At 59.7% G+C, this 23,718-nt stretch carries 16 protein-coding genes; all 16 read left to right on the forward strand.

The genetic code is table 11. From position 1 onward, the window contains the following. Nucleotides 1-245 precede the first annotated feature (245 nt). Complete coding sequence (locus AC3WP4_RS15020) at nucleotides 246-986, forward strand: flagellar basal body rod protein FlgF (protein WP_102615922.1); 741 nt, start codon at nucleotides 246-248, stop codon at nucleotides 984-986. A gap of 45 nt (nucleotides 987-1,031) precedes the next feature. Further along, a complete protein-coding gene (flgG, locus tag AC3WP4_RS15025; protein WP_059407583.1) occupies nucleotides 1,032-1,817 on the forward strand; it encodes a flagellar basal-body rod protein FlgG in 786 nt (261 codons plus the stop codon). 52 nt (nucleotides 1,818-1,869) lie between these two features. Further along, nucleotides 1,870-2,565 carry a flagellar basal body L-ring protein FlgH gene (gene flgH, locus AC3WP4_RS15030; RefSeq protein WP_074874489.1) on the forward strand — a complete coding sequence of 232 codons (696 nt, stop codon included), beginning with the start codon at nucleotides 1,870-1,872 and terminating at the stop codon, nucleotides 2,563-2,565. Between the two features lie 27 nt (nucleotides 2,566-2,592). After that, the gene (locus tag AC3WP4_RS15035; protein WP_102615925.1) at nucleotides 2,593-3,681 is read left to right on the forward strand and encodes a flagellar basal body P-ring protein FlgI; all 1,089 of its coding nucleotides are present in this window, start codon (nucleotides 2,593-2,595) and stop codon (nucleotides 3,679-3,681) included. Nucleotides 3,682-3,692: 11 nt separating this feature from the next. Then, nucleotides 3,693-4,994: a flagellar assembly peptidoglycan hydrolase FlgJ gene (flgJ, locus tag AC3WP4_RS15040; protein ID WP_102615921.1), complete on the forward strand. Its 1,302-nt coding sequence runs from the start codon at nucleotides 3,693-3,695 to the stop codon at nucleotides 4,992-4,994. Nucleotides 4,995-5,017: 23 nt separating this feature from the next. Then, nucleotides 5,018-7,087 carry a flagellar hook-associated protein FlgK gene (gene flgK, locus AC3WP4_RS15045; protein WP_102615920.1) on the forward strand — a complete coding sequence of 690 codons (2,070 nt, stop codon included), beginning with the start codon at nucleotides 5,018-5,020 and terminating at the stop codon, nucleotides 7,085-7,087. A gap of 13 nt (nucleotides 7,088-7,100) precedes the next feature. After that, a complete protein-coding gene (locus AC3WP4_RS15050; protein ID WP_102615919.1) occupies nucleotides 7,101-8,648 on the forward strand; it encodes a flagellar hook-associated protein 3 in 1,548 nt (515 codons plus the stop codon). Between the two features lie 110 nt (nucleotides 8,649-8,758). Continuing rightward, a complete protein-coding gene (locus AC3WP4_RS15055; protein WP_102615918.1) occupies nucleotides 8,759-12,343 on the forward strand; it encodes a glycosyltransferase in 3,585 nt (1,194 codons plus the stop codon). 72 nt (nucleotides 12,344-12,415) lie between these two features. After that, entirely contained in the window at nucleotides 12,416-15,172 is a 2,757-nt protein-coding gene (locus tag AC3WP4_RS15060) for a glycosyltransferase family 2 protein (protein WP_102615917.1), read from the forward strand. A 244-nt stretch (nucleotides 15,173-15,416) separates the two neighbouring features. Next, on the forward strand, nucleotides 15,417-16,187 hold the full coding sequence (rfbF, locus tag AC3WP4_RS15065) for a glucose-1-phosphate cytidylyltransferase (RefSeq protein ID WP_102615916.1): 771 nt from the start codon (nucleotides 15,417-15,419) through the stop codon (nucleotides 16,185-16,187). Continuing rightward, on the forward strand, nucleotides 16,169-17,242 hold the full coding sequence (gene rfbG / locus AC3WP4_RS15070) for a CDP-glucose 4,6-dehydratase (RefSeq protein WP_173860456.1): 1,074 nt from the start codon (nucleotides 16,169-16,171) through the stop codon (nucleotides 17,240-17,242). Before rfbF ends, rfbG begins: the two co-directional genes overlap by 19 nt. After that, on the forward strand, nucleotides 17,235-18,557 hold the full coding sequence (gene rfbH / locus AC3WP4_RS15075) for a lipopolysaccharide biosynthesis protein RfbH (RefSeq protein ID WP_102615915.1): 1,323 nt from the start codon (nucleotides 17,235-17,237) through the stop codon (nucleotides 18,555-18,557). Before rfbG ends, rfbH begins: the two co-directional genes overlap by 8 nt. Next, the gene (locus AC3WP4_RS15080) at nucleotides 18,557-19,252 is read left to right on the forward strand and encodes a sugar phosphate nucleotidyltransferase (RefSeq protein ID WP_102615914.1); all 696 of its coding nucleotides are present in this window, start codon (nucleotides 18,557-18,559) and stop codon (nucleotides 19,250-19,252) included. Before rfbH ends, AC3WP4_RS15080 begins: the two co-directional genes overlap by 1 nt. Next, nucleotides 19,249-20,616 carry a GHMP family kinase ATP-binding protein gene (locus AC3WP4_RS15085; RefSeq protein ID WP_102615913.1) on the forward strand — a complete coding sequence of 456 codons (1,368 nt, stop codon included), beginning with the start codon at nucleotides 19,249-19,251 and terminating at the stop codon, nucleotides 20,614-20,616. The genes AC3WP4_RS15080 and AC3WP4_RS15085 overlap by 4 nt, the downstream gene beginning before the upstream one ends. Beyond that, complete coding sequence (locus AC3WP4_RS15090) at nucleotides 20,613-22,532, forward strand: N-acetylneuraminate synthase family protein (protein WP_102615912.1); 1,920 nt, start codon at nucleotides 20,613-20,615, stop codon at nucleotides 22,530-22,532. The genes AC3WP4_RS15085 and AC3WP4_RS15090 overlap by 4 nt, the downstream gene beginning before the upstream one ends. Further along, nucleotides 22,525-23,712: an FkbM family methyltransferase gene (locus AC3WP4_RS15095; RefSeq protein ID WP_102615911.1), complete on the forward strand. Its 1,188-nt coding sequence runs from the start codon at nucleotides 22,525-22,527 to the stop codon at nucleotides 23,710-23,712. The genes AC3WP4_RS15090 and AC3WP4_RS15095 overlap by 8 nt, the downstream gene beginning before the upstream one ends. Nucleotides 23,713-23,718: the final 6 nt, after the last annotated feature.

Genomic DNA, 23,718 nt, shown 5'->3' on the forward strand with positions numbered 1-23,718 from the left:
GGGCTGCATTCCCACGCTCCGCGTGGGAACGATCAGCGAATCGGTCAGTAAGGTCAGCACTTGCCTCGAAGCGGCATAACACCGCCGGTTTTTCGTCTTCGACACAATCCTCCAATCCCTCCTGAACCCATCAAGTCCTTTGTTTGCCGGGCCCTGCGCCGCCAGAAAAAAGTTGGTCTGCAAATTGCTTGTGGCTCAGCAGTACAGCGGTGGACGGCAAACGTCCGGCATGCAGAGGAAAGAGTGTGGACAAGTACCTTTATGTGGCAATGACCGGCGCCAGCCAGAATGCACTGGCGCAGAAGGCTCATGCGAACAACCTGGCGAACATCTCCACCAACGGTTTCCAGAAAGACCTGGAGCAGGCGCGTTCGATGCCGGTGTTCGGCGACAGCTTTCCGGCGCGTGCGTTTGCCCTGTCCGAGCGTCCGGCCACCGATTTCTCCCTTGGCGCATTGGTGCAAACCGGTCGCGACCTCGATGTCGCGGTGCAAGGCAATGGCTGGATCGCCGTGCAGAACCCTGATGGCGGCGAAAGCTACGTGCGCACCGGCAGCCTGAATGTCGACGCCCTGGGCGTGCTGCGGGCCGGCAATGGTATGCCGGTGATGGGCAATGGCGGGCCGATTGCCGTGCCACCCGAGCAGCAAATCGAAGTGGGCGAGGACGGCACCATCAGCATTCGTGCGATGGGCGAAGGTCCGCGCGTGATGGCGGAAGTCGACCGCATCAAACTGGTCAACCCGGATTTCAAGAACATGACCAAAGGCCTGGACGGTTCGATCCACACCAAGGACGGCAAGCCGGCGCAGGCCGATGCCGACGTCAAACTGGTGTCCGGCTTCCTTGAGTCGAGCAACGTCAACGCCGTGGAAGAGATGACCTCGGTGCTGGCCCTGGCCAAGCAGTTCGAGCTGCACATCAAGATGATGAACACCGCCAAAGAAGACGACCAGGCCATGGCTCGGGTCTTGCAGATCAGCTAATTATCAGAACGTCGCGCCGTAAAACAGGCGCACGAGGAGAATCGAATGCTTCCGGCTCTATGGGTTGCCAAAACAGGTCTGTCCGCCCAGGACACCAACCTGACGACCATTTCCAACAACCTGGCCAACGTGTCGACCACGGGTTTCAAACGTGACCGCGCCGAGTTCCAGGACTTGCTCTACCAGATCAAACGCCAGCCAGGCGCCCAGTCGACCCAGGACAGTGAATTGCCATCGGGTCTGCAATTGGGTACCGGTGTGCGCATTGTCGGCACCCAGAAAAACTTCACCGCCGGCAGCCTGCAAACCACCGAGCAGCCGTTGGACATGGCCATCGACGGTCGCGGCTTCTTCCAGATTCTGCAGCCGGACGGCACCACGTCCTACACCCGTGACGGGACATTCCACCTCGACTCCAACGGTCAGATCGTGAACGCCAGCGGCTTCGCCCTGGAACCGGCCATTGTCATCCCGAACGATGCCCAGACCTTCACGGTCGGTCGCGACGGCACCGTGTCCATCACCGTTACCGGCAACCCGGCCTCCCAAGTGATCGGCAACCTGCAAACCGCCGACTTCATCAACCCGGCCGGTCTGCAAGCGGTGGGCAACAACCTGTTCCTGGAAACTGCGGCCAGCGGCGCGCCACAAGTCGGTACCCCGGGCCTGGCCGGTTTCGGCACCACGTTGCAGAACACCCTCGAGACCTCGAACGTCAGCACCGTTGAAGAGATGGTCAACATGATCACCACTCAGCGCGCTTACGAGATGAACTCCAAGGTGATCTCCACTGCCGACCAGATGCTCTCGTTCGTAACGCAGAATCTGTAATCAAGTCTATGAGGCGGCCATGAGGTCGCCTGCAACACCGTGAGGTAGGGTCATGAATCGCTTCGTATCTGTTCTGGCACTGAGTGGGGCCGTCGTGCTCGCGGGCTGCGTTGCCCCGCCGCCCAAGCCCAATGACCCTTACTACGCCCCGGTGTTGCCGCGCACACCGCTGCCGGCTGCCGCCAATAATGGCTCGATCTACCAGGCCGGTTTCGAACAGAACCTGTACAGCGACCGCAAGGCGTTCCGGGTCGGTGACATCATCACCATCACCCTGAATGAACGCACCCAGGCCAGCAAGAACGCCAACTCGCAAATTGGCAAGAACAGCAAGACCGACATCGGTCTGAGCTCGTTTTTCGGGGGTGGCCTGAGCACCAGCGATCCAGTGGGCAGCGGTAGCCTGAGCCTGGATGTCGGTTATGAAGGTGACCGCGCCACCAAGGGCGACAGCAAGTCCGGGCAGAGCAACAGCCTGACCGGTTCGATCACCGTGACCGTCGCCGACGTGTTGCCCAACGGCATCATCGCCGTGCGCGGCGAAAAGTGGCTGACCCTCAACACCGGCGATGAGCTGGTGCGGATTGCCGGTATGGTTCGATCCGATGACATCGCCACCGATAACACTGTGTCGTCGACCCGCGTCGCCGATGCGCGCATCACCTATTCGGGCACCGGTGCTTTTGCCGATGCGAGTCAGCCAGGCTGGTTCGACCGTTTCTTCCTCAGCCCGCTGTTCCCTTTCTAGGTGGCTACGTTGAATTTCAAACACCTGATGGTGGCTGCGATCCTGATGAGCGCAGCTTTCGGTGCTCAAGCCGAGCGGCTGAAGGATATCGCCAGTATTTCCGGCGTGCGTTCCAACCAATTGATCGGCTACGGCCTGGTGGTCGGGCTTAACGGCACCGGCGACCAGACGACGCAAACCCCGTTCACCCTGCAGACGTTCAACAACATGCTCTCGCAGTTCGGCATCAAGGTGCCGCCGGGTTCGGGCAACGTGCAGTTGAAGAACGTCGCGGCGGTGTCGATCAGTGCTGATTTGCCGGCGTTCGCCAAGCCGGGTCAGCAGGTCGACATCACCGTATCGTCCATCGGTAACTCCAAGAGCCTGCGCGGCGGCACCTTGCTGCTGACGCCGCTCAAGGGGATCGACGGCAACGTCTATGCGGTCGCTCAGGGCAACCTGGTGGTCGGCGGTTTCGACGCCGAAGGTCGTGACGGTTCGAAGATCACTGTCAACGTACCGTCGGCCGGTCGTATCCCGGGCGGTGCGTCGGTCGAGCGTTCGGTGCCGAGCGGTTTCAATCAGGGCAACAGCCTGACGCTGAACCTCAATCGTTCGGACTTCACCACCGCCAAGCGCATCGTCGACAAGATCAACAACATGCTCGGCCCTGGCGTTGCCCAGGCCATCGACGGCGGCTCGATTCGCGTCAGTGCGCCGCTCGATCCGAGCCAGCGCGTCGACTATTTGTCGATCATCGAGAACCTTGAAGTCGACCCGGGTCAGGCGGTGGCGAAAGTCATCATCAACTCGCGGACCGGCACCATCGTGATCGGCCAGAATGTAAAAGTTTCCCCGGCCGCCGTGACCCACGGCAGCCTGACCGTGACCATCACCGAAGACCCGATCGTCAGCCAGCCCGGCCCTCTGTCCAATGGGCAGACGGCGGTCGTGCCGCGCTCGCGGGTCAACGCCCAGCAGGAAGCCAAGCCGATGTTCAAGTTCGGCCCGGGCACCACTCTCGACGAAATCGTGCGTGCGGTGAACCAGGTCGGCGCGGCGCCGGGTGACTTGATGGCCATCCTCGAAGCCCTGAAACAGGCCGGCGCGTTGCAAGCCGATCTGATCGTGATCTGAGGACGGCGACCATGGATATGCGCAAGGGCGGTTTGGGGGTCAACAGCAACGATTCGGGTTCCTATTCGGACCTTAATCGCTTGAACCAGCTCAAGGTCGGCGACAAGGACAGTGACGCGAACATGCGCAAGGTTGCGCAGGAATTCGAGTCGCTGTTCCTCGGTGAAATGCTCAAGTCCATGCGCTCGGCCACCGACGCGCTGGGCCAGGACAATCCGCTCAATACGCCGGCCGCCAAGCAATACCAGGAAATGTACGACCAGCAGTTGGCCGTTTCCATGTCCCGTGAGGGTGGCGGTATTGGTCTGGCTGACGTGCTGATGCGTCAGATGTCGAAGAACAAACCGCTGGCCCCGGGCGAGGCCGCTGCCGCGTCAGCCGCCAAGCAAGCTGCCGCGAAAGCCGCCGTGGAAACCCCGATTGCCGCCGGTACGGTCGCCACCAACGGGCCGCTGTCGCGCCTCAATGGTGAGCGTCCGTTGTGGGCTTCGCGCTCGGTGAGCGCGACAAGTAGTGCGGGTGAAGGCACTCATCGCAATGACATGGCGCTGATCAATCAGCGACGTCTGGCGCTGCCGCCAAAACTGGCCGACCGCTTGCTCGCAGGGCTGGTGCCGTCGGCATCGATTCCCGCCGCGACCGCCACGACGGCACAGAACAACATCCAAATGCCGCAGAGCACCAAGACCGGTGCCGGTCCGCTGTACAACGGCGATTGGCTGGCTTCGCAAACGGATGCGACATCCAGCGGGCGCCTGCAGGTTTACGGTCGTGCCATGGCGCAAATACCGCTGGCACCGGCGAAGAAAGCGTTCAGTTCCGCCGACGAATTCGTCAACACCATGCTGCCGATGGCCAAAGAGGCCGCCGAACGTATTGGCGTCGATCCGCGTTACCTGGTGGCGCAGGCTGCCCTGGAAACCGGTTGGGGCAAATCGGTCATGCGCGCCCAGGATGGCAGCAGCAGTCACAACCTGTTCGGCATCAAGGCCAGCAGCAGTTGGAAGGGCGAATCGGCGCGGGCAATCACCAGCGAGTTCAGGAATGGCGAGATGGTCAAGGAGACGGCGCAGTTCCGTTCCTATGACTCTTACAAGGACAGCTTCCATGACCTTGTGACGCTGCTGCAAACCAACAATCGCTATCAAGATGTTGTGAAGTCGGCCGATAACCCAGAACAGTTTGTGCGCGAGTTGCAAAAGGCCGGTTACGCAACCGACCCGGACTACGCAAGCAAGATTTCGCAGATAGCCAAGCAGATGACGAGTTACCAGAACTACGCTGCGGCGGGCGCTACCACCACGCCTCTATAGGCATAAGCTATAAGGTCTGAACCATGAGTTTGCTCAACATCGGGATGTCGGGGCTGTCAGCCAGCCAATCGTCGTTGATGACGACGGGTAACAACATCGCCAACGTCGATACCGCGGGTTACTCGCGTCAGCAGACCGTGCAGGGCACCAAAGCCTCGCAGCAGTTCGGCAATGTCTACATCGGCACCGGCACGACCCTGGCCGATGTACGTCGGGTGTACAACAGCTACCTTGACGCCCAACTGCAGACCACCACTTCGCTCAACAGCGATTCGGCCGCGTACCTGGGTCAGGTCACGCCGCTGGACAAACTGCTGTCGGACAGCGGCACCGGCCTCAATGGCGCACTGACCAAGTTCTTCGCCTCGGTACAGAACGTCAACGCCAAGCCGGGTGACGACGCTTCACGCCAGTTGCTGCTCAGTGATGCCCAGGCCTTGAGCAATCGTTTCAATTCAGTGTCCAGCCAGTTGAACGTGCAGAACGCGAACATCAACGGCAACCTGACGAACATGGCCGATCAGGTCAACAAACTGGCCGCCACCGTGGCCCAGTTGAACCAGAAGATTTCCGAGATTTCCAGCTCTGGCGGCATGCCGAACGAACTGCTCGACGCCCGTAACGAGACCGTACGCCAGCTTTCGACCTTTACCGGCGCGCAGATCGTCGAACGCGAAGGTAACGTCGATATCTATCTGGGCAGCGGCCAGCCGCTGGTCATGGGCAACACCGTCAACAAACTCGAAGTCGTGCCGGGCAAAGACGACCCGAACCGCTTGGCGCTGCAACTCAATCGTGGTTCGAGCACCATCGATATCACGTCGATCATGACCGGTGGCGAAATCGGCGGTTTGCTGCGCTATCGCAGCACCGTGCTCGACCCGGCCATGAACGAACTGGGTCGCGTCGCCCTGGTCGTCGCCGATCAGATGAACAGCATCCAGGCCCAGGGCATCGACAAGAACGGTGACTTCGGTTCAAACCTGTTCAACAGCATCAACAGTGCCGCGCAAATGGCTCAGCGCAGCATCGCCTCCGGCAATAACAGCGTGGGTTCGGGCAACTTCGATGTCAGCATCGAAGACACTGGCAAGCTGACCATCAACGATTACAAGGTGACGTTCACCAGCGCCACCGACTACACCGTGCAGCGCCTGCCAGACAATACGCCTGTGGGCGGCAGCTACAGCACGACGACCACACCGGCGCCGGTGATCGAGGGTTTCTCCTTGAAGCTGACCGGTGGCACCGCGGCTGCTGGCGATACCTTCAAGATCACCCCGACCCGCAATGCGGCGGCCAATATCAAGACCGAGATGACCGACTCCAAACGTCTGGCCATCGCGGCACCGTTGGGTGCATCCATCGCGGCGAGCGGCAGCGGTAATGGCACCCTGACCATTCCGGCCAGCGGCCAACCGACCCTGACCACCCAATTCGATATCTACGACGCGGCCACCAAGACCGCGATGCAGAACGGCCTGAAAAATTCCACGCCGGCCAAGGTTGTCTTTGGTGCGGTGTCCGCCGACGGCACCAGCCAGGCCTACCAGTTCCTGGATGCCAAGGGTGGGGTGATCAGCAGCGGCACCATCAAGCCAGGTGAGAGCAACACCCTGAGCCTGAGCATTCCGCTCAAGGATTCCACAGGTGCGCCGATCCCGCCTGCGCCTGCCACTCAGTACACCGCGGCCTTCAGCATGACCATCGCCGGCTCCCCGAGCAACGGCGCCGGGATCAACGTCTCGCTCAGTCAACCGGGTAGCCTGGACAACCGTAACGGCACCGCACTGGCCGGCTTGCAGACCGCGCAGACCGTGGACACCGGATCCGCCAGCAAAGGCATTTCCCTGAACGACGCTTACGGCAAACTGGTCGAAGGCGTTGGCTCCAAGGCGGCCCAAGGCAAGCTCGACAGCGCCGCGACCTCAGCCATCCTGGCGAACGCCAAAGGTGCGCGCGACTCGCTTTCGGGGGTCGACCTCGATGAGGAAACCGGCAACCTGGTCAAGTATCAGCAGTACTACACCGCCTCTTCGCAGATCATCAAGGCTGCGCAGGAAATCTTCAGCACACTGATCAACAGCATTTAAGGAGTCGTAGCCCATGCGCATTTCTACCGCCCAGTTTTACGAGTCCTCGGCTGCGAACTATCAGAAGAACTTCGCCAACGTGGTCAAGAGCAGCGAAGAGGCCAGCAGCCTGGTTCGCGTCAACACGGCCGCCGATGATCCGGTCGGCGCCTCGCGTCTGTTGCAGTTGGGTCAGCAGGCTTCGATGCTTGATCAGTACAAGGCCAACACCAACACGATCAAGGCGACCCTGGGTCAGGCCGAGTCGGTGATGACCAGCATCAACAACGTGCTGCAGCGCGCCAAGGAACTGGCCATTGGTGCCAACAACGCCGGTTACACCGATGCCGACCGTCAGGCCAACGCCTCGGAACTGGGCCAGATCGAAGAGCAGCTGTTGAGCCTGATGAACAGCCAGGATGAAAACGGCAAATACATCTTCGCCGGTTCCAAGGGTGATACCGCTCCGTTTTCACGCAACTCCGACGGCACCTACAGCTACAACGGCGACCAGGTGACCCTGAACCTGCCGATCGGCGACAGCATGTCGATGGCCACCAACAGCACCGGTTGGGAAGTGTTCCAGCAGGCGATCAATACCAGTCGCACCCAGGTTACCGGGTCGATGAATGACGGTCTTGTGACCTTGTCCGACGGGCAAATCTCGTCAAACGTGTCGTACAACAACAAATTCCGCAGCGGCGAGCCGTACCTGGTGGAATTTACCAGTGGCACTCAGTTGAAGATCACTGACGCGGGCGGCAACGACGTGACGAGTGAAGCCACTCAGGGCGGCGTCATCACCAACGGCAAGAACCAGAGCGTGAGCTTTCGCGGTGTCGACCTGACCCTGAACTTCAATGACCCCAACGCTGCGTTGGCCGGGCGTACATTCAAACTGGAAGCCAAGCCGGACACGTTCAACGTTTCCCGTGGACCGGGCAACCCGAGCACCGTCCAGGCGATCAGCACCAAAATTACCGACCCGGCCGCGTACCATGCCAGCTTCCCGGGTGGCTCTGCAGTGCTCAAATTCACCAGTGCCAGCGCGTTCGATTTGTACGCGGCACCGATCACCGCCGACAGCAAACCGGTCTCCAGCGGAACGATGGTGGGTAATATCGCCACCGCATCGGGTGTTGAGTTCACGCTGAACGATACCCCGGCCAATCCACTGGCGGCAGGCGATCAGTTCAACGTGGCGGTCAACACCCACGAGACCCAGAACATTCTGGACACCGTGAGCCAGTTGAAAACCGCATTGAATACGCCGACCACAGGCAACGCCGTCGCGACCCAGAAGCAACAGGCGGCGATGGCCGCGGGCTTGGGCAACCTCGCCAGCGGCATCGATCAAGTGTCCGCGGGCTTGAGCTCGGTCGGCGGTCGCGGCTCGGCGCTGGATACTCAGAGCGATACCAACCAGGCGCTGGTGCTGGCGAACGCGCAGACGCAATCAACAATCCGTGATTCCGATCCTGCCGAAGTAATGACTCGCCTGACCTTGCAACAAACCATGTTGCAGGCCTCGCAGTTGGCATTCAGCAAGATCGCGCAGTTGGGCCTGTTCAACAAGGTCTGATTCAGTGCAGGGATCGCATGACTTAATGCGATCCCTGACCTTCTTCTTTTTACGGTTCAGGACGTTCTGCTCTCGCGCGAGTTGACGCCGGCCGGTCGAGAGTCACGCGTGTGAAACCTACTCCTCTTGTCAGCATTGCCATCCCTGCGTACAACCCGCGCTTCTTCAGTACAGCGCTGCAAAGCGCACTCGACCAGACCTACGAAAACCTTGAGATCGTCATTTGCGATGATTGCCGCACGGACGAGATCGAGCAGATCGTCGAGTCCCTGAGCGTAGAGTCGAATGTGGTTGTGCGTTATCTGCGCAACCCTGTCCGCCTGGGCTTCCAACAAAACATTCTGCGTTGTTTCGACGAGAGCCGTGGCGAGTTCATCAAGTTCCTGTGTGACGATGATCAGTTACTGGTCCATACCGTCAGCCAGCAGGCTGCGATTCTGGCCGAGCATGCGGACGTGCTGCTGGTGGTCAACAGGTTTCAATTCGTCGATGCCGACAGTTACGTGTTGCCCATTCGCATGGAGAACGTTGGCCTCACCCAGTTCGATGCCGTGTTCAAGGGTGAAGACCTGCTGGCCAGCTTCGAAAAGACACCGCGTAACATTCTCGGCGGGTTCAGCTGCGCGTTGATGCGCCGCGCCGACATCGAAATCTTGCTGCCAGCGCTGGCGCAGGCCGGTGCGGGGTTTGTGGCGTTGCTCGATTTCGCCTTGTTCATCTGCCTGTTGCGCCGCGGCAATCTGGTTGCGCTGAACAATGTCGGCAGTGTTGAGCGATTGTATCCGGAGCGCCTGACCCGTCAGCCGGACACTGTTTCGAGCGCCATTGTGGAGTGGACGTGGCTGGCGCAGATGCTTGAGCAACGCAGTGGCGAACCGGCTCCGGCCAGTGGCTGGATACGCTACCTGGCACTGGAAGAAGACACCACGAAGGTGCCACGTGAATGGGAAGAGCTGAACCTCTATTACGCCATGGCGGCACGGCAGGCCATCATCCTGTTCCAGGTGGGCACGGACACTGAAAGTTACGCAGACCTCTACGCGCAATGGCTTGCTTCCCGTTGTTTCAGCCCGACGCGCCAGCAGGTGCTTTTGCAGCAAATTGCGCGATGGTCGCATCGGCCGAAGATTGTTCCCGTCATCATCGATGCCGACGAGGACGCCCACGCAGTGGACATCACGTTACAAAGCCTCGCAGGTCAGTTGTATGGCTGCGAGTCGATTGTGTTGTTGTCCTGCGGGCAACAGGCTGTCAATCACCATGTGCTGCGGGTTGCGCTGCACACTGACTGGTCACGGCAACTCAACGCTCTGCTGCCGCAAATGGACGGCGTGGACTGGTTTTACCTGTTGCGTGCCGGTGACCGGCTGACGGAATCCGCTCTATTGGTGCTGGCCGACCGGATTGTCGGCGTGCCGGGCACGACATGCGTTTACAGCGACGAAGGTGCACTGGTAAACGACAAGCCTGCCGAGCCGATCTTCAAACCCGACTTCAATTTCGACTTGATGCGCGGTTATCCCTACGTCGGTCGCACCCTGGCCTTCGAGCGCCAGCGCTTTGTCGAGATGGGTGGCTTCGATTCAACGTTGGGTGAGCTGGCACCTCATGACCTGATCTGGCGGCTGGTGGAAACGGACGGGCCGCAGACCATCGCGCACATCGCCGAAGTGCAGGTCGAGTCGAGTTTTACCTTCGCTCAATGGTTGTCCCTGCCTGAAGTGGTCGAGCAAAACCCTCGGCTGATCTCGGCCCATCTACAGCGGATCGGCGTCGAGCATCGGCTTCATCCTGGCCCGCTGATGCAGCTGGTTCCGCGCATCGAATACCTGTGCTCGGAGCAGCCTCTGGTTTCGATCATTGTCTGTATCAAAGACGAGTTGATCGCGCTGGAGCGTTGCATCAACAGTCTGATCAGCAATACAGGATATGCCCGCTACGAAATCATCATTGTCGACAACGCCAGCGAAAGTCCCGAGGTCCGGCATTGGCTGAATGCCATGGCCGAGCTGGGCAGCGATACATTGAGGATTTTCTCGTACCCCGAGGGGGGGAGCGATGCGGTCATCAGGAATTTCGCGGTGCAACAGGCGCGTGGCGAATATCTGCTATTCCTCAGTCCTCACTGCGTCGTGCACGACGCTGCCTGGCTGGATGAAATGCTCAATCACGGGCAGCGTCCCGAAGTCGGCATCGTCGGACCGCGTACCCTCAGCCTCCAAGGCAACGTCATCGACGCCGGACTCGTGCTTGGTCTGGGCGGGCTGGCGGGGCGGGCGTTTGTGAACGAACCGGTGGTTTCCGGCGGCTACATGCAGCGGCTGCAAATGGTGCAGAACTGGAGCGCCGTCAGCGGCCATTGCTTGTTGGTGCGCAAGCAGGTGCTGGAGAGTGTCGGTGGTTACGAGGAGACCATCAGTACGCAGGGGATCAGCTCCCTCGAGTTGTGTCTGCGATTTGGCAACAGTGGTTATCTGATTGTTACCACGCCTTACTCGAGCGTTGTGCTGGTGCCTGCGGCGGATACAACACCCCGCGAAGGAGAGTGGAAAGAGCGACTGGAGCGCGAGCAGGAAGCGTTCTATCAGCGCTGGCTGCCCAAAATCGCCAACGATCCTGCTTACAATCGCAACCTGAAACTGAACGAACCCAGCTTCGGTCTGGAGCCGGGGCCGCGTACCGGCTGGAACCCTTTGAGCACCCGCAGTGTCCCGTCTATCCTGGGGTTGGCGCTCAACAGCTCGGCAATCGGACACTACCGTATCAGCCAGCCATTGTTCGAATTGCAGGGGGCTGGGCGGATCGTCGGTCGCGTGTCGTACGACATGCTGTCGATCATCGAGATCGAGCGCCAATCGCCGGATGTGATCGTGCTGCAGGGCCGCTACAACGCGAACAAGATTGAAGACATTGTTCAGGTGAAAACCTATTCGAATGCGCTGCGCATCTTTGAGCTGGATGACTACATTGCCGACATTCCCAGCAAGAATGATCACATCCGCAACATGCCAGGCAATCTTCCCGCACTGTTGCGCCGTGGCGTAGGGATGTGTGACCGGGTCGTGGTATCGACCCATGCGCTGGGGGATGCCATGTCGGACATGCACCACGATATTCGTGTCGTGCCGAATATGCTGGCACCGAACTTGTTCGGCAACCTCACGAGCCGACGTGGTGCTTCAACCAAACCGCGTATCGGCTGGGGCGGTGGTACCAGTCATCGTGGCGACCTTGATCTCATCGCCGACGTTGTGCGCGAGCTCGCGGATGAAGTGGAATGGGTGTTTTTCGGTATGTGCCCTGACTCGCTCAGGCCGTACGTGCATGAATACCATTCGGGTGTTGTCCTTTCCGCGTACCCGCAGAAGCTCGCGAGCCTCAACCTTGACTTGGCTCTGGCGCCGCTGGAATTTCATATTTTCAATGACTGTAAAAGCAATTTGCGCTTGCTTGAGTACGGCGCCTGCGGCTATCCGGTGATTTGCTCCGACACCGAGGCCTATCGCGGACATTTGCCATGCACTCGGATATTCACCAACAGCACGGACGAATGGCTGCAGGCGATTCGCATGCACCTGTCCGATCCCGCTGCCAGCTATCGGATGGGCGACGAATTGCGCGAAGTGGTGTTGCGTGACTTCATGTTGCGCGGCGATAACCTGCAGTACTGGGCCGATGGTTGGCTGCCCGATTGATGAGTTTCACGTCGAACCGTCAGAACAACGTAATGCCGCTGATCCGGCTACCCGCTCGTTATAGGAATTCATATGCAAAGCAATTTCCCGAATGGATCGTCTGCTCCGTTGAATGAGCGTTTTACCCTGGTGCTGCTGACTCACAACCAGCCGCATGCGGTTCGCCGTGCCTTGCGCTATTACAGCGCCTGGCCCTGCAACGTGCTGGTCGTCGATTCATCGCTCGAAGCAGATGCCGACATCGCCGCAACGTTCGCCGGTGCGCAGTATCTTCATGTGCCCGCGCCACGTGCCGAACACTTCAGCTACAGAGTCCGCCAGGTGATCGGGCAAATCACCACGCCATACATGGCGGTGGTCGAAGTCGAAAGCTTCCTGCTGCCCGAAGCGCTCGATCAATCGCTGGCCTTTTTGGAGGCTAATGACGACTACGGCACTTGCCAGGGTTACAGCTTGGCGTACGAAGCGCATGCCGATCGCGTCGATTATTATTTGCGTGACCGTAAGGGTTGCGAAGACTACAGCGACGACTCGGCTGAAGCCCGCCTGGCGATTTTGAACCGGGATTGCCCGTCCTTGGCCAATGCCGTGACTCGCACCCGAATCATTCAGCGCTGGTATGCATCGCTGGCCTCGGATTTCAATCCCAACTTGCGCGGGAACGGCTATTCCGACGGCCTGACGGCAGGTGGAAAGGTGCGCCTGCTGCCAATTCCGTATGCGTTGCACGAGCGCCGAAGCATTACGTTTGGCGAAATTACCGAGAAGCTGTTCGAGTCGACCTGGGATTCCCTGGCAGGCGAGCCGGTTCGTCGTTTCGAACCGACGCAATACATTGAACTGCCGTTCTACAACCAGGCCTTTTTCGAGGTGCTGGCGGCGCTCGAGTTTTTGTTGCATGCAGTGCCGACAGGTCGGCTGCAACTGGAAGAACTCGAGGCGGCGATGCTCAAACAAAAAGAGTTGTCGCGCATTCATCGCAATACCAGTGCAGAGCCGCTCCATGATCGACTGCTCAAATCCTTTGAGCTCTACGCCTTCAACCAGGAAGTGGTGGAGCGACTGGCTCGGTCGCTGAAGGGCGAGGGGGCGCTGGCGCAGGCACAGAAAGTCCTGGCATGGGGCGAGCGACTTGGCGCGGCGACGCTGGACAGCCAGGCAAAAATGTTCGACACCACGCGTTCCGGTCAACTGCTGAACTGGCTTGAGGCGCGCAACCCGAGCGAGAGCCAGGTAAAGGACATCTCCCGGCATCTGGCCCGCCATGCTGGTGGTCCGACGTTTGGCATCCTGTTGCTGGACCTGGACGCCGATATCTTCAAGCTGCAGGCGACGTTCGACAGCGTGATGAACAGTTACTGCCGAGCGTTCAAGATTATCGTGTTCACCACCGGCGACCTGCCGGCCGAAACCACGCTGCAAAACACCCTGCATTTCGTCAAGGTCAACGAAAGCAACTACGTCGACAAAATCAATCAGATGGTCAGCCAGACTGATTGCGACTGGATGGTACTGGCCGAAGCCGGCGACGAGCTGACGCCAAGCGGTCTGTACCAGGCGAGCCTGGAGTTGCTCGCCGCGCCGCACTGCCGCGCCGTGGCCATGGACGAGTTTCAGCGTCAGAAGAACGGAACGCTGGCCGATGTCTTCCGCCCGGGCTTCAACCTTGACCTGCTGCAAAACAACCCGGCCTTGATGGCACGCCATTGGCTGGTACGCCGGGATGTCATGGTTCAGGCCGGTGGTTACTCGCGTGACTTCAAGAAAGCGCTGGAATTCGATTTGCTGTTGCGTCTGATCGAGCAGGGCGGGCTGGACGGTCTTGCGCATCTGGACGAGCCGCTGCTGATCTGCCAGGCACCGGAAGACGAAACCAATGCCGATGAGCGCAAGACCTTGCTGCGCCATCTCGCCACCCGTGGATATCAGGCTGACGTCAGTTCGCTGGTGCCGGGTACGCACAAGATCGATTACCGCTTCATCGAACGGCCTATGGTGTCGGTCATCCTGCATGGCATCCGTGATCTGGCGACGTTGCAGCGCTGCATTCTCAGTGTGCTGCAACGGACCCGCTACCAGCGCTACGAAGTACTGGTGGCTGACGATTCGGCCTACGCGGCGCAATTGGGTAATTGGCTGGATGGTCAGGGCCAGCAAGGCAACCGGGTTCGTCTGTTCAGTGCCGAGCCGGGTCTGTCGACCGGGACGCTGATCAATGTCGCCAGTCAGCAAGCCAAAGGTGAATACCTGGTGACGCTGGCCGCTGACGGCGAGGTGGTCAACGTCAACTGGATCGAATCCCTGCTCAATCAGGTTCAGCGTCCGGAGGTCGGTGTGGTCGGCGCCAAGCTGATCGACCGTGACGGTTCTGTCACTCAGGCGGGCCTGATCCTCGGTTTTAACGAGGGTGTGGGTTCGCCGTTCGTGGGGCAACCGAAGACGGCCACGGGCTACATGAACCGGCTGGTGGTGGAGCAGAACTGCTCGGCGGTGTCCTTTGCCTGCCTGATGATCTCCAAGCAGTTGTTCGAGGCGGCAGACGGCGTTGATGTCGAACACTTCGCCGAAGCGTTCGGTGATATCGATCTGTGCCTGCGTGTCGGTCAGGCCGGTTATCTGACGGTGTGGACCCCGCATGTGCAGGTCATTCAGTCAGGCGTATTGGCGCAGTCGTCAGCGGCTCGTCAGGCACTGGGCGAGAAGTGGTCCGAGGCGCTGGCGCACGATCGGTTCTACAACAAGAACCTTGCCTCCAACGGCTCTGGATTCAAGCTCGGACCGGTGACCGGCGTTGAATGGTCGGCCTTGATCAAGCAGGCCCAAGCCTAAGGATCAAAGCTCGACAGCCATCCGTGTCCCGCAAAAAAAGGCTCACCTCTCGGTGGGCCTTTTTTTTTCTGAGGCGCTAGAGGCATGGCGCAACGAGGCTCGTCCGTGGTGTTTTTCGATGGCACCAATATTGCTTTCTGAGGTGTGCGCCCGAGTTAATCGCGCAGACGCCGAATTATTGGCGTCCCTTGCCAACGGCCAGCGCTTCAATGAAGTCGATGTAGCCCACAGTTGAGAGAAGCACATGAAGGCAGTAATTCTGGCGGGGGGATTGGGAACTCGTATCAGTGAGGAATCGCACCTCAAGCCCAAGCCGATGATCGAAATCGGTGGCAAGCCAATCATCTGGCACATCATGAAGATCTACTCTCACTACGGCATCAACGACTTTGTGGTCTGCCTGGGCTACAAGGGCTACATCATCAAGGAATACTTCGCCAACTACTTCCTGCACATGTCGGACGTGACGTTCGATATGGCTGAAAACAGCATGCATATTCATCAGGGCAAAGCCGAGCCATGGCGCGTCACGCTGGTTGATACCGGCGAGACCACCGGCACCGGCGGCCGCCTGAAGCGCGTGCGCGACTACCTGGGCGACGAAACCTTCTGTTTCACCTACGGCGATGGCGTGTCGAACGTCAACATTCCCGAACTGATCGAATTCCACCGTCAACACGGCAAGCAGGCCACAGTCACGGCCGTGCAGCCACCGGGACGCTTCGGCGCGATGGAACTGGAAGGTGCTTGCGTCAGAGGCTTTCAGGAAAAACCCCAGGGCGATGGCGGCTGGATCAACGGCGGCTTCTTCGTGCTGGAGCCGAGCGTGCTCGATGGCATCGAAGATGATTCAACGACCTGGGAATACGAGCCGATGCGCAACCTGGCACGCCAGGGGCAACTCATGAGCCATCTGCACCGTGGTTTCTGGCAACCGATGGATACGTTGCGTGACCGCGTCTTCCTGGAAGAGCGCTGGAACAGCGGCAGCGCCGAATGGAAGCTCTGGAAGTGAACGGATTCTGGGCGGGTAAAAAGGTTTTCCTGACCGGCCATACCGGCTTCAAGGGCGGCTGGCTGGCGTTGTGGTTGCAGCAACTGGGCGCAGAGGTGCGCGGCTTTGCCTTACCCGCCGCGACCACGCCGGCGCTGTGGACTGTGGCCGGTCTGGACCGTCTGATTGCCGGTGACATGGCGGATGTTCGCGATGAGGCGGCAGTCGCTCAGGCACTGCAGGCCTTTGAGCCAGACGTGGTCTTCCACCTTGCGGCGCAACCGCTGGTGCGCGAGGCGTATCGCATCCCTGTCGAAACCTATGCAATCAACGTCATGGGTACCGTCAATGTGCTGGAAGCCGTGCGTAATTGCCCGAGCGTTCGCGCGGTGGTAGTGGTCACGACCGACAAATGCTACGAAAACCGTGAATGGGTTTTGCCCTATCGCGAATACGACGCGCTCGGCGGCTTCGATCCGTACAGCAACAGCAAGGCCTGCGTTGAATTGCTGTGTGCGTCTTACCGCAACTCTTTCTTGCAAGCGTCCGGTGCTGCGCTGGCCACTGCGCGGGCGGGCAACGTGATCGGTGGCGGCGACTGGTCGCCAGAGCGATTGATCCCCGACGTTTTCCGGTCCTGGCAAAACAATGAAGAAGTGGTCCTGCGTTATCCCCACGCAACGCGCCCGTGGCAGCACGCTCTCGAGCCGCTGATGGGCTATCTGATGCTCGCCCGCGCGTTGTATGAGGACGGTGAGAAATACGCCAGCGCCTGGAACTTCGGCCCCGACAAGGGCAGCGTCGCCACCGTCGAAACCATTGTCGGCCAACTGGCCGAGCTGTGGCCGACTGCGGTGCGCTGGTCGGTCGATACCCAGGTGCAACCCCATGAAGCCGGGTTGCTGGCGCTCGATTCAAGCAAGGCGCGCCTGGAACTGGGCTGGACGCCGCGCTGGTCGTTAGCCACCACCCTCGAACGCACGATGGCCTGGAACCTCGCCTGGCAAAACGGCGAAGACATGCACACCTTTACCCGCAAGCAGATTGCGGACTACCAAGGCGATACCCATGAGTGAAAGTACTGCGGATCAGTTGCGCCAACAAATTGTCGAGTTGGTTGGGCGTTATGCGCAGCTGGAGCTGGCCCCCAAAGTCTTTGTCGCCGGCCAGAGCCCTGTGCCGCCTGCGGGCAAGGTGATCGGCGCAGGTGAACTGCAGACGATGACCGAAGCGGTGCTGGATGGCTGGTTGACCACCGGGCGCTTCAACGACGCCTTCGAAAAACGCCTGGCCAAATACCTGGGCCGACGTTGCGTGCTGACCACCAACTCGGGTTCGTCGGCCAATCTGATCGCGTTCTCCGCGTTGACTTCGCCCCGGCTGGGCGATCGTGCGATCAAGCCTGGCGACGAAGTGATTGGCGTCGCGGCGGGTTTCCCGACCACCGTTAACCCGATTTTGCAGTTCGGTGCGGTGCCGGTGTTCGTCGATATCGAACTGCCGCACTACAACATAGACCCGAGCAAGATCGAAGCCGCCATTGGCCCCAAAACCAAGGCGATCATGCTCGCGCACACCTTGGGTAATCCTTATGACCTGAAGGTCATCCGGGCGCTGTGCGACAAGTACAATCTGTGGCTGATCGAGGACTGTTGCGATGCTCTCGGTTCGACCTACGACGGTCAACTGGTCGGCACTTTCGGCGACATCGGTACCCTGAGCTTTTACCCGGCGCACCACATCACCATGGGCGAGGGCGGCGCGGTCTTCACCAACAGCCCATTGCTCAGCCGCATCATGGAATCGTTCCGTGACTGGGGCCGCGACTGCTATTGCGCGCCCGGCCAGGACAACACTTGCAAACAGCGTTTCTGCAAGCAGATGGGGCAGTTGCCGGAAGGCTACGACCACAAGTACACCTATTCGCACCTCGGCTATAACCTGAAAATTACCGACATGCAGGCCGCCTGTGCCCTGGCGCAGATGGATCGGCTGGAGGACTTTACCGAGGCACGCAAACGCAATTTCCGCTGGCTCAGCGAGCGTCTGGCGAATTGCGCCGACTACTTGATCCTGCCGCAGGCTACCGCCAACAGCGACCCTTCGTGGTTCGGTTTTCCGGTGACCCTGCGCGACGGTTGCGGCATCAATCGCGTTGAATTGCTGCAGTTTCTCGACAGCCAGGGCATCGGCACACGTCTACTGTTCGCCGGCAATCTGGTGCGTCAGCCGTACATGCTCGGGCGCAATTTCCGCGTCAGCGGCGAGCTGACCGTCACCGACAAAATCATGCACGACACGTTCTGGATTGGTGTGTGGCCGGGCCTCGGTGAAGAGCACCTTGGCCATGTCGCACGCTGCCTTGAGCAGTTTTTCGGGTTGCCACGCTGATGCGCGCCTACATCCTTTGCGGTGGTTTTGGCACTCGTTTGAGCGCCGTGCTCCAGGGCTCGCAAAAAGCCGTGGTCGACATTCATGGCCGACCATTCCTCGCACTGGTGCTGGCGCAACTCAAGCAGGCCGGTATCAGCGACGCGGTGCTGTGCGCGCATTACCGTGCCGATCAGTTGGCCGAGCTGTTGCCGACGTTGTCGGCCGAGTCGGGTCTGGCCTTGGCGCTGGTGGTCGAAGAGCAACCGATGGGCACGGGCGGCGCTGTATTGCAGGCGCTGCGCGAAATGCCGCCGGGTGGCCGTTATCTGGTGCTCAACGCCGATACCTGGCTCGATCACTCGGCCTATCACCTGGCGATGAATGCGACAGAGGATGTGCTGGTTGGCGTCAAAGTCGAAGACCGCTCGCGTTACGGCAGCCTGAGCTGCTCGGACAGCTTGCAGTTGCTCGCGCTGAACGAGAAGGGCGTTGGCGGGCCTGGCCTGGTGAATGCGGGTGTCTACGGCTTTGCCGTCGATTCGCTGGACGGGTTTGCGCTGCAGGCCTGTTCGATGGAGCAGGACATCTTGCCGCAACTGATTGCCCGTCAATCGTTGAAGGTCGGCGAATACTCGGGCCCCTTCATTGATATTGGAACGCCGGACTCCCTGAGTGCATTCAAGTCGGGCTTTCAAGAGGTCGCGAGCGCATGAATCAGTTGGTAAGAAGCCAGACGATTTACACCCATCAGACCATTCTCGATGCCGTTGAATGCATTGAGTCAGGCGCGCTGCAAATCGTTTTTGTGGTGGATGATGAACGGCGACTGGCCGGCGTATTGACCAACGGTGATTTGCGCCGTTACCTGCTGCAAGGCGGCGCGACGACTGTGCCGGTCACAGAGTGCATGAACACCGACTATCGCTCGGTGAAGCTCGGCGCGGCGCGCGAGGAAATGCTCAAGATTTTCGATCTGAGCTACAACGCGATCCCGGTGGTCGATGTCGATGGCTTTCTGGTCGACGTGGTCACGCCTGCGCGGCTGGCAGCCAATCAGGAAGTGCCGGTATTGGCACGAGCTCGGGCACCGGTGCGCATGAGTTTCAGCGGCGGTGGTTCCGACCTCACGTATTACTTCGTGGAAAACCCGGCAGCGGTGCTTAGTTGCACGGTCGGCCTGTATTCCCATGCCACGCTGATTCCGCGTGCCGACAGCGTCATCCGGATTTTTTCCGAAGACCTCGGCACCGAAGAGCATTACGCCTCCATCGCAGACCTGCTGGTGCATGGCGACAAAGGTTTGCTGGCGACCATCGTCTCAGTAATCCAGCCCAACTACGGACTGGATCTTTATATCCGTTCCGACTTTCCCGTAGGTTCCGGCCTGGGAGGCTCGTCGGCCGTTACAACTGCAGTCATCGCTGCATTCAACGAGTTGCGCCGCGATCGCTGGAGCACCTACGAAGTGGCCGAGCTGGCATTTCAGTCCGAGCGGTTATGCTTCGGCATCGCGGGTGGCTGGCAGGATCAGTACGCATCGGCCTTCGGTGGTTTCAACCTGATCGAGTTCAAGGAAGGTCGAAATCTGGTGCACCCGATTCGACTGGAAGATTCGATCTGCAACGAGCTTGAAGAGTGTCTGGTGCTCTGTGATACACGCATCTCCCATGACTCCGGCAAGCTGCATGAGCAGCAGCGCGAAGAGATGGAAAGCAAAAATGCCCAGGGCCTGCTCATCACCGAAAGCGTGGCGCTGTGCCGCCACATGCACCACCATCTGATTCGCGGCGAACTGCATGATTTCGGCCGTTGCCTGCATCAGGGCTGGATGCTCAAACGACAGTTTTCCCGCGCCGTCAGCGATGGCGTGCTCGACCAGATTTACGACAGCGCGCTGGCCGCAGGCGCGCTTGGCGGCAAATTACTTGGCGCCGGAGGCGGGGGCTTCTTCCTGTTCTTCGTGCAGCCCCAGCATCGCCAGGCCGTGACCGCAAAGGTCCGCGAGCTTGGCTGCCGAACCACTGATTTCCGTTTCGAATCCAACGGTGTCACTTCCTGGCGGACCAAAATTCAATGAATGAGCAAATTTTCAGCATCGATGGTGTTGTCATCGGTGGCGACCACATCTTCGTCATTGCCGAAGTGGGTAACAACCACAACGGCTCGGTAGAACTGGCAAAAAAACTGGTCGATGCGTCGATCATGGCCGGGGCCGATTGTGTGAAGTTCCAGTTGCGCAACCGTGAAGCGCTCTATCGCCGCAAGGCCGATGGTTCGCGGGCCGAGGATCTGGGTGTCGAGTACATCCAGGACCTGCTCGACAAGGTCGAACTGACCGTTGATGAGCACCTGCAAATCCGTCAGTACTGCGCGCAAAAAGGTATCAGCTACATCTGCACGCCATGGGATGAGCCGAGCGTCGAAGTGCTCGCCGATTTTGACGTGCCGGCGCTGAAGATCGCCTCGGCGGACCTGTGCAACCCGTACCTGATTGCCAAGGCTGCGAAGCTGGGCAAACCGTTGATTCTGTCGACGGGCATGTCGCTGGAGCATGAAATCGTCCGCGCCATCGAGCAGTTGAACGGTTTGGGCGTGCCATTCGCCTTGCTGCATTGCAACAGCACTTACCCGGCGCCGGAAACCGATATTCAACTCGGTTACCTGGCGCGTTTGCGTGAGCTGCACGGCCTGATCGGTTACTCCGGTCATGAGCGTGGCACTGCGATTAGCATTGCCGCTGTGGCATTGGGCGCCAAGTTGATCGAGCGTCACATTACCCTCGACCGTGGCATGGAAGGGCCGGACCACCTGGCCAGCCTGGAGCCGGAAGAGTTCCGTCAACTGGTCGAAGGCATTCGACAGGTCGAGAAGGCATTGCCATGGACCGGCCCGGGCCGCCACGCCAGCCAGGGTGAATTGCTCAACCGCGAGAACCTCGGCAAGAGTGTGATCGCCGCCCGAGCCATCGAGCCCGGTGAAGTGTTCGAACAGAACATGCTGCGCGTGGCCAGTCCGGGCCAGGGGCTGCCGCCGTATCGCCTGATCGATCTGCTCGGCAAGAAGGCCGGGCGCGCAATCCCGCAAGGCGACTTCCTGTTCGACAGCGATCTGTCCGAGCAAGCCGAAGTGCGCCGTGAATTTGCCATGCCGATTCTTTGGGGTGTGCCGGTGCGGTATCACGATTTCCTGCAATACGAGCAGTGGATCAAACCGGACCTGTTCGAATTCCATTTGTCCTACCGTGACTTGAGCGTGGCGCCGCAGGCGTATTTGCGTCAGGTCGAGTGTTCGCGTCTGGTCGTGCATGCCCCGGAGCTTTTCGAGAACAGCGAGCTGCTGGACCTGGTGGCCGATGATCTGGAATACCGCCAGCGCTCGATTGCCAACCTGCAACGAGTGGTCGATGCCACCCTGCAAATCGCCGAGTTCTTCCCGAACGCCGACTCGCTGCTGATCGTCGCGAACATCGGTGGCTTCTCGGCCGACGAACCTTTCCCGGTCAGTCAGCGTGCAGAGCTGTACCGACGCTTCCAGGAATCCTGTGCGCAGGTCGACTTCGGTCGCACCGAGCTGATTCCGCAAAACATGGCGCCTTTCCCGTGGCACTTCGGCGGGCAACGTCACCAGAACATTTTCATGATGCCGCAGGAGTTGGCCGAACAAGCCAAAGCCCTGAACCTGCGCCTGTGCCTGGACCTCTCGCACCTGCAAATGGCCTGCTTCCATTTCGGCCTGGACTTCCAGGCGGCACTGGCGCTGCTGCTGCCGCACTCGGCGCACCTGCACGTGGCCGATGCCAAGGGCAGCAACGGCGAGGGCGTGATCATGGGCACCGGTGATGTGGACTGGCCAGCGACGTGGGCGCAGCTCAAGGCGTATCCGCAAGTGAGCTTTATTCCCGAAGTGTGGCAAGGCCACAAAGATCACGGTGCCGGGTTCTGGTCGGCGCTGGATTTTCTCAATTCACTCAACGTAGGTTCGTCCAATGACTGATCAATCTCTCTCCGCGCGCCTGGATCGTTTGTTGAGCGAACCTCTGGAAGCGATTCGCCAACGCCAACAGAACACTCTGTTGAACGTCCTTGGTGATTTTGAGCAGCCGTTTGTCTTGTTCGGTGCCGGGCATCTAGGTAAAAAAGTGGCTTCGATGCTGCTGGAAATGGGCCTCAAACCCAAGGCCTTCATCGATAACAATCCTGCGCTCTGGGGACGCTCGGTGCTGGGTATCGAGGTGTTGAGCCCGGCGCACCTGGCCGAACGCGAAGCCGGTCATCTACCTGCCATCATCACCACCATCTGGTGTGGTGAGGCCAGCGATCGAATGATTGATCGACTGGCACCATTGCATGCACTGGGTTTCGAGCGCATTGCGTTATTCGGTCATCTGGCCTGGCGCTTTCCGGAGAAATTCCTCCCGCATTACAGTCTTGACCTGCCGGAAAAAGTCATCGGTGAAGCCGTGCACATTCGCCAGGCGTTCAACCTGCTGAGCGATGACGAATCGAAGGCCCTGTTTGTCGATCACGTCGAATGGCGCCTGTTTCTCGACTACGATTTGCTGCCTCCGGCCTCGCCGCTGGAGATCTACTTCAACGATCGCTTCGTCAACGCCAACGATGAGGAAGTGGTTTACGACATCGGCGCATTCAACGGCGATTCGATTCACGGTTATATCCAGAGCGGCCGCAAATATCGCGAGATCCACTCTTTCGAGCCGTCGCCAAACAACTATGCCGACCTCAAGGACACCATCGCGCAACTGTCCGGCGAATACACCGGCCTGCACGCGCACGCGATGGCGGTAGGTGACAGCGTCGGCGAGATTCTGATCGAGACCGGCAATGGTCCGGCTTCCCGTGTCGGCATGGGCACCGAGTCGGTGCGCATGAGCACGCTGGATGAACTGGGCAAAGAGATCCTTCCTGCGACGTTTATCAAGATCGATATCGAAGGCTTCGAGCCGCAGTGCCTGGAAGGTGGTCGCCAACTCATCAGCGAGGCGCATCCGGTATTGGCGGTTTGTGTTTACCACGAGCAGGCGCACCTGTGGAGCATCCTGCTGCAATTGCATGAGTACTACGACGGTTATCACTTCAGCCTGTGCCCACACCTCGCCGAAGGATGGGATCTGGTGCTGTACGCCGTACCGGCCGATCGCGTCTCTCATCACTAATTCATT

It is taken from the genome of Pseudomonas sp. FW305-20 (assembly GCF_058788075.1).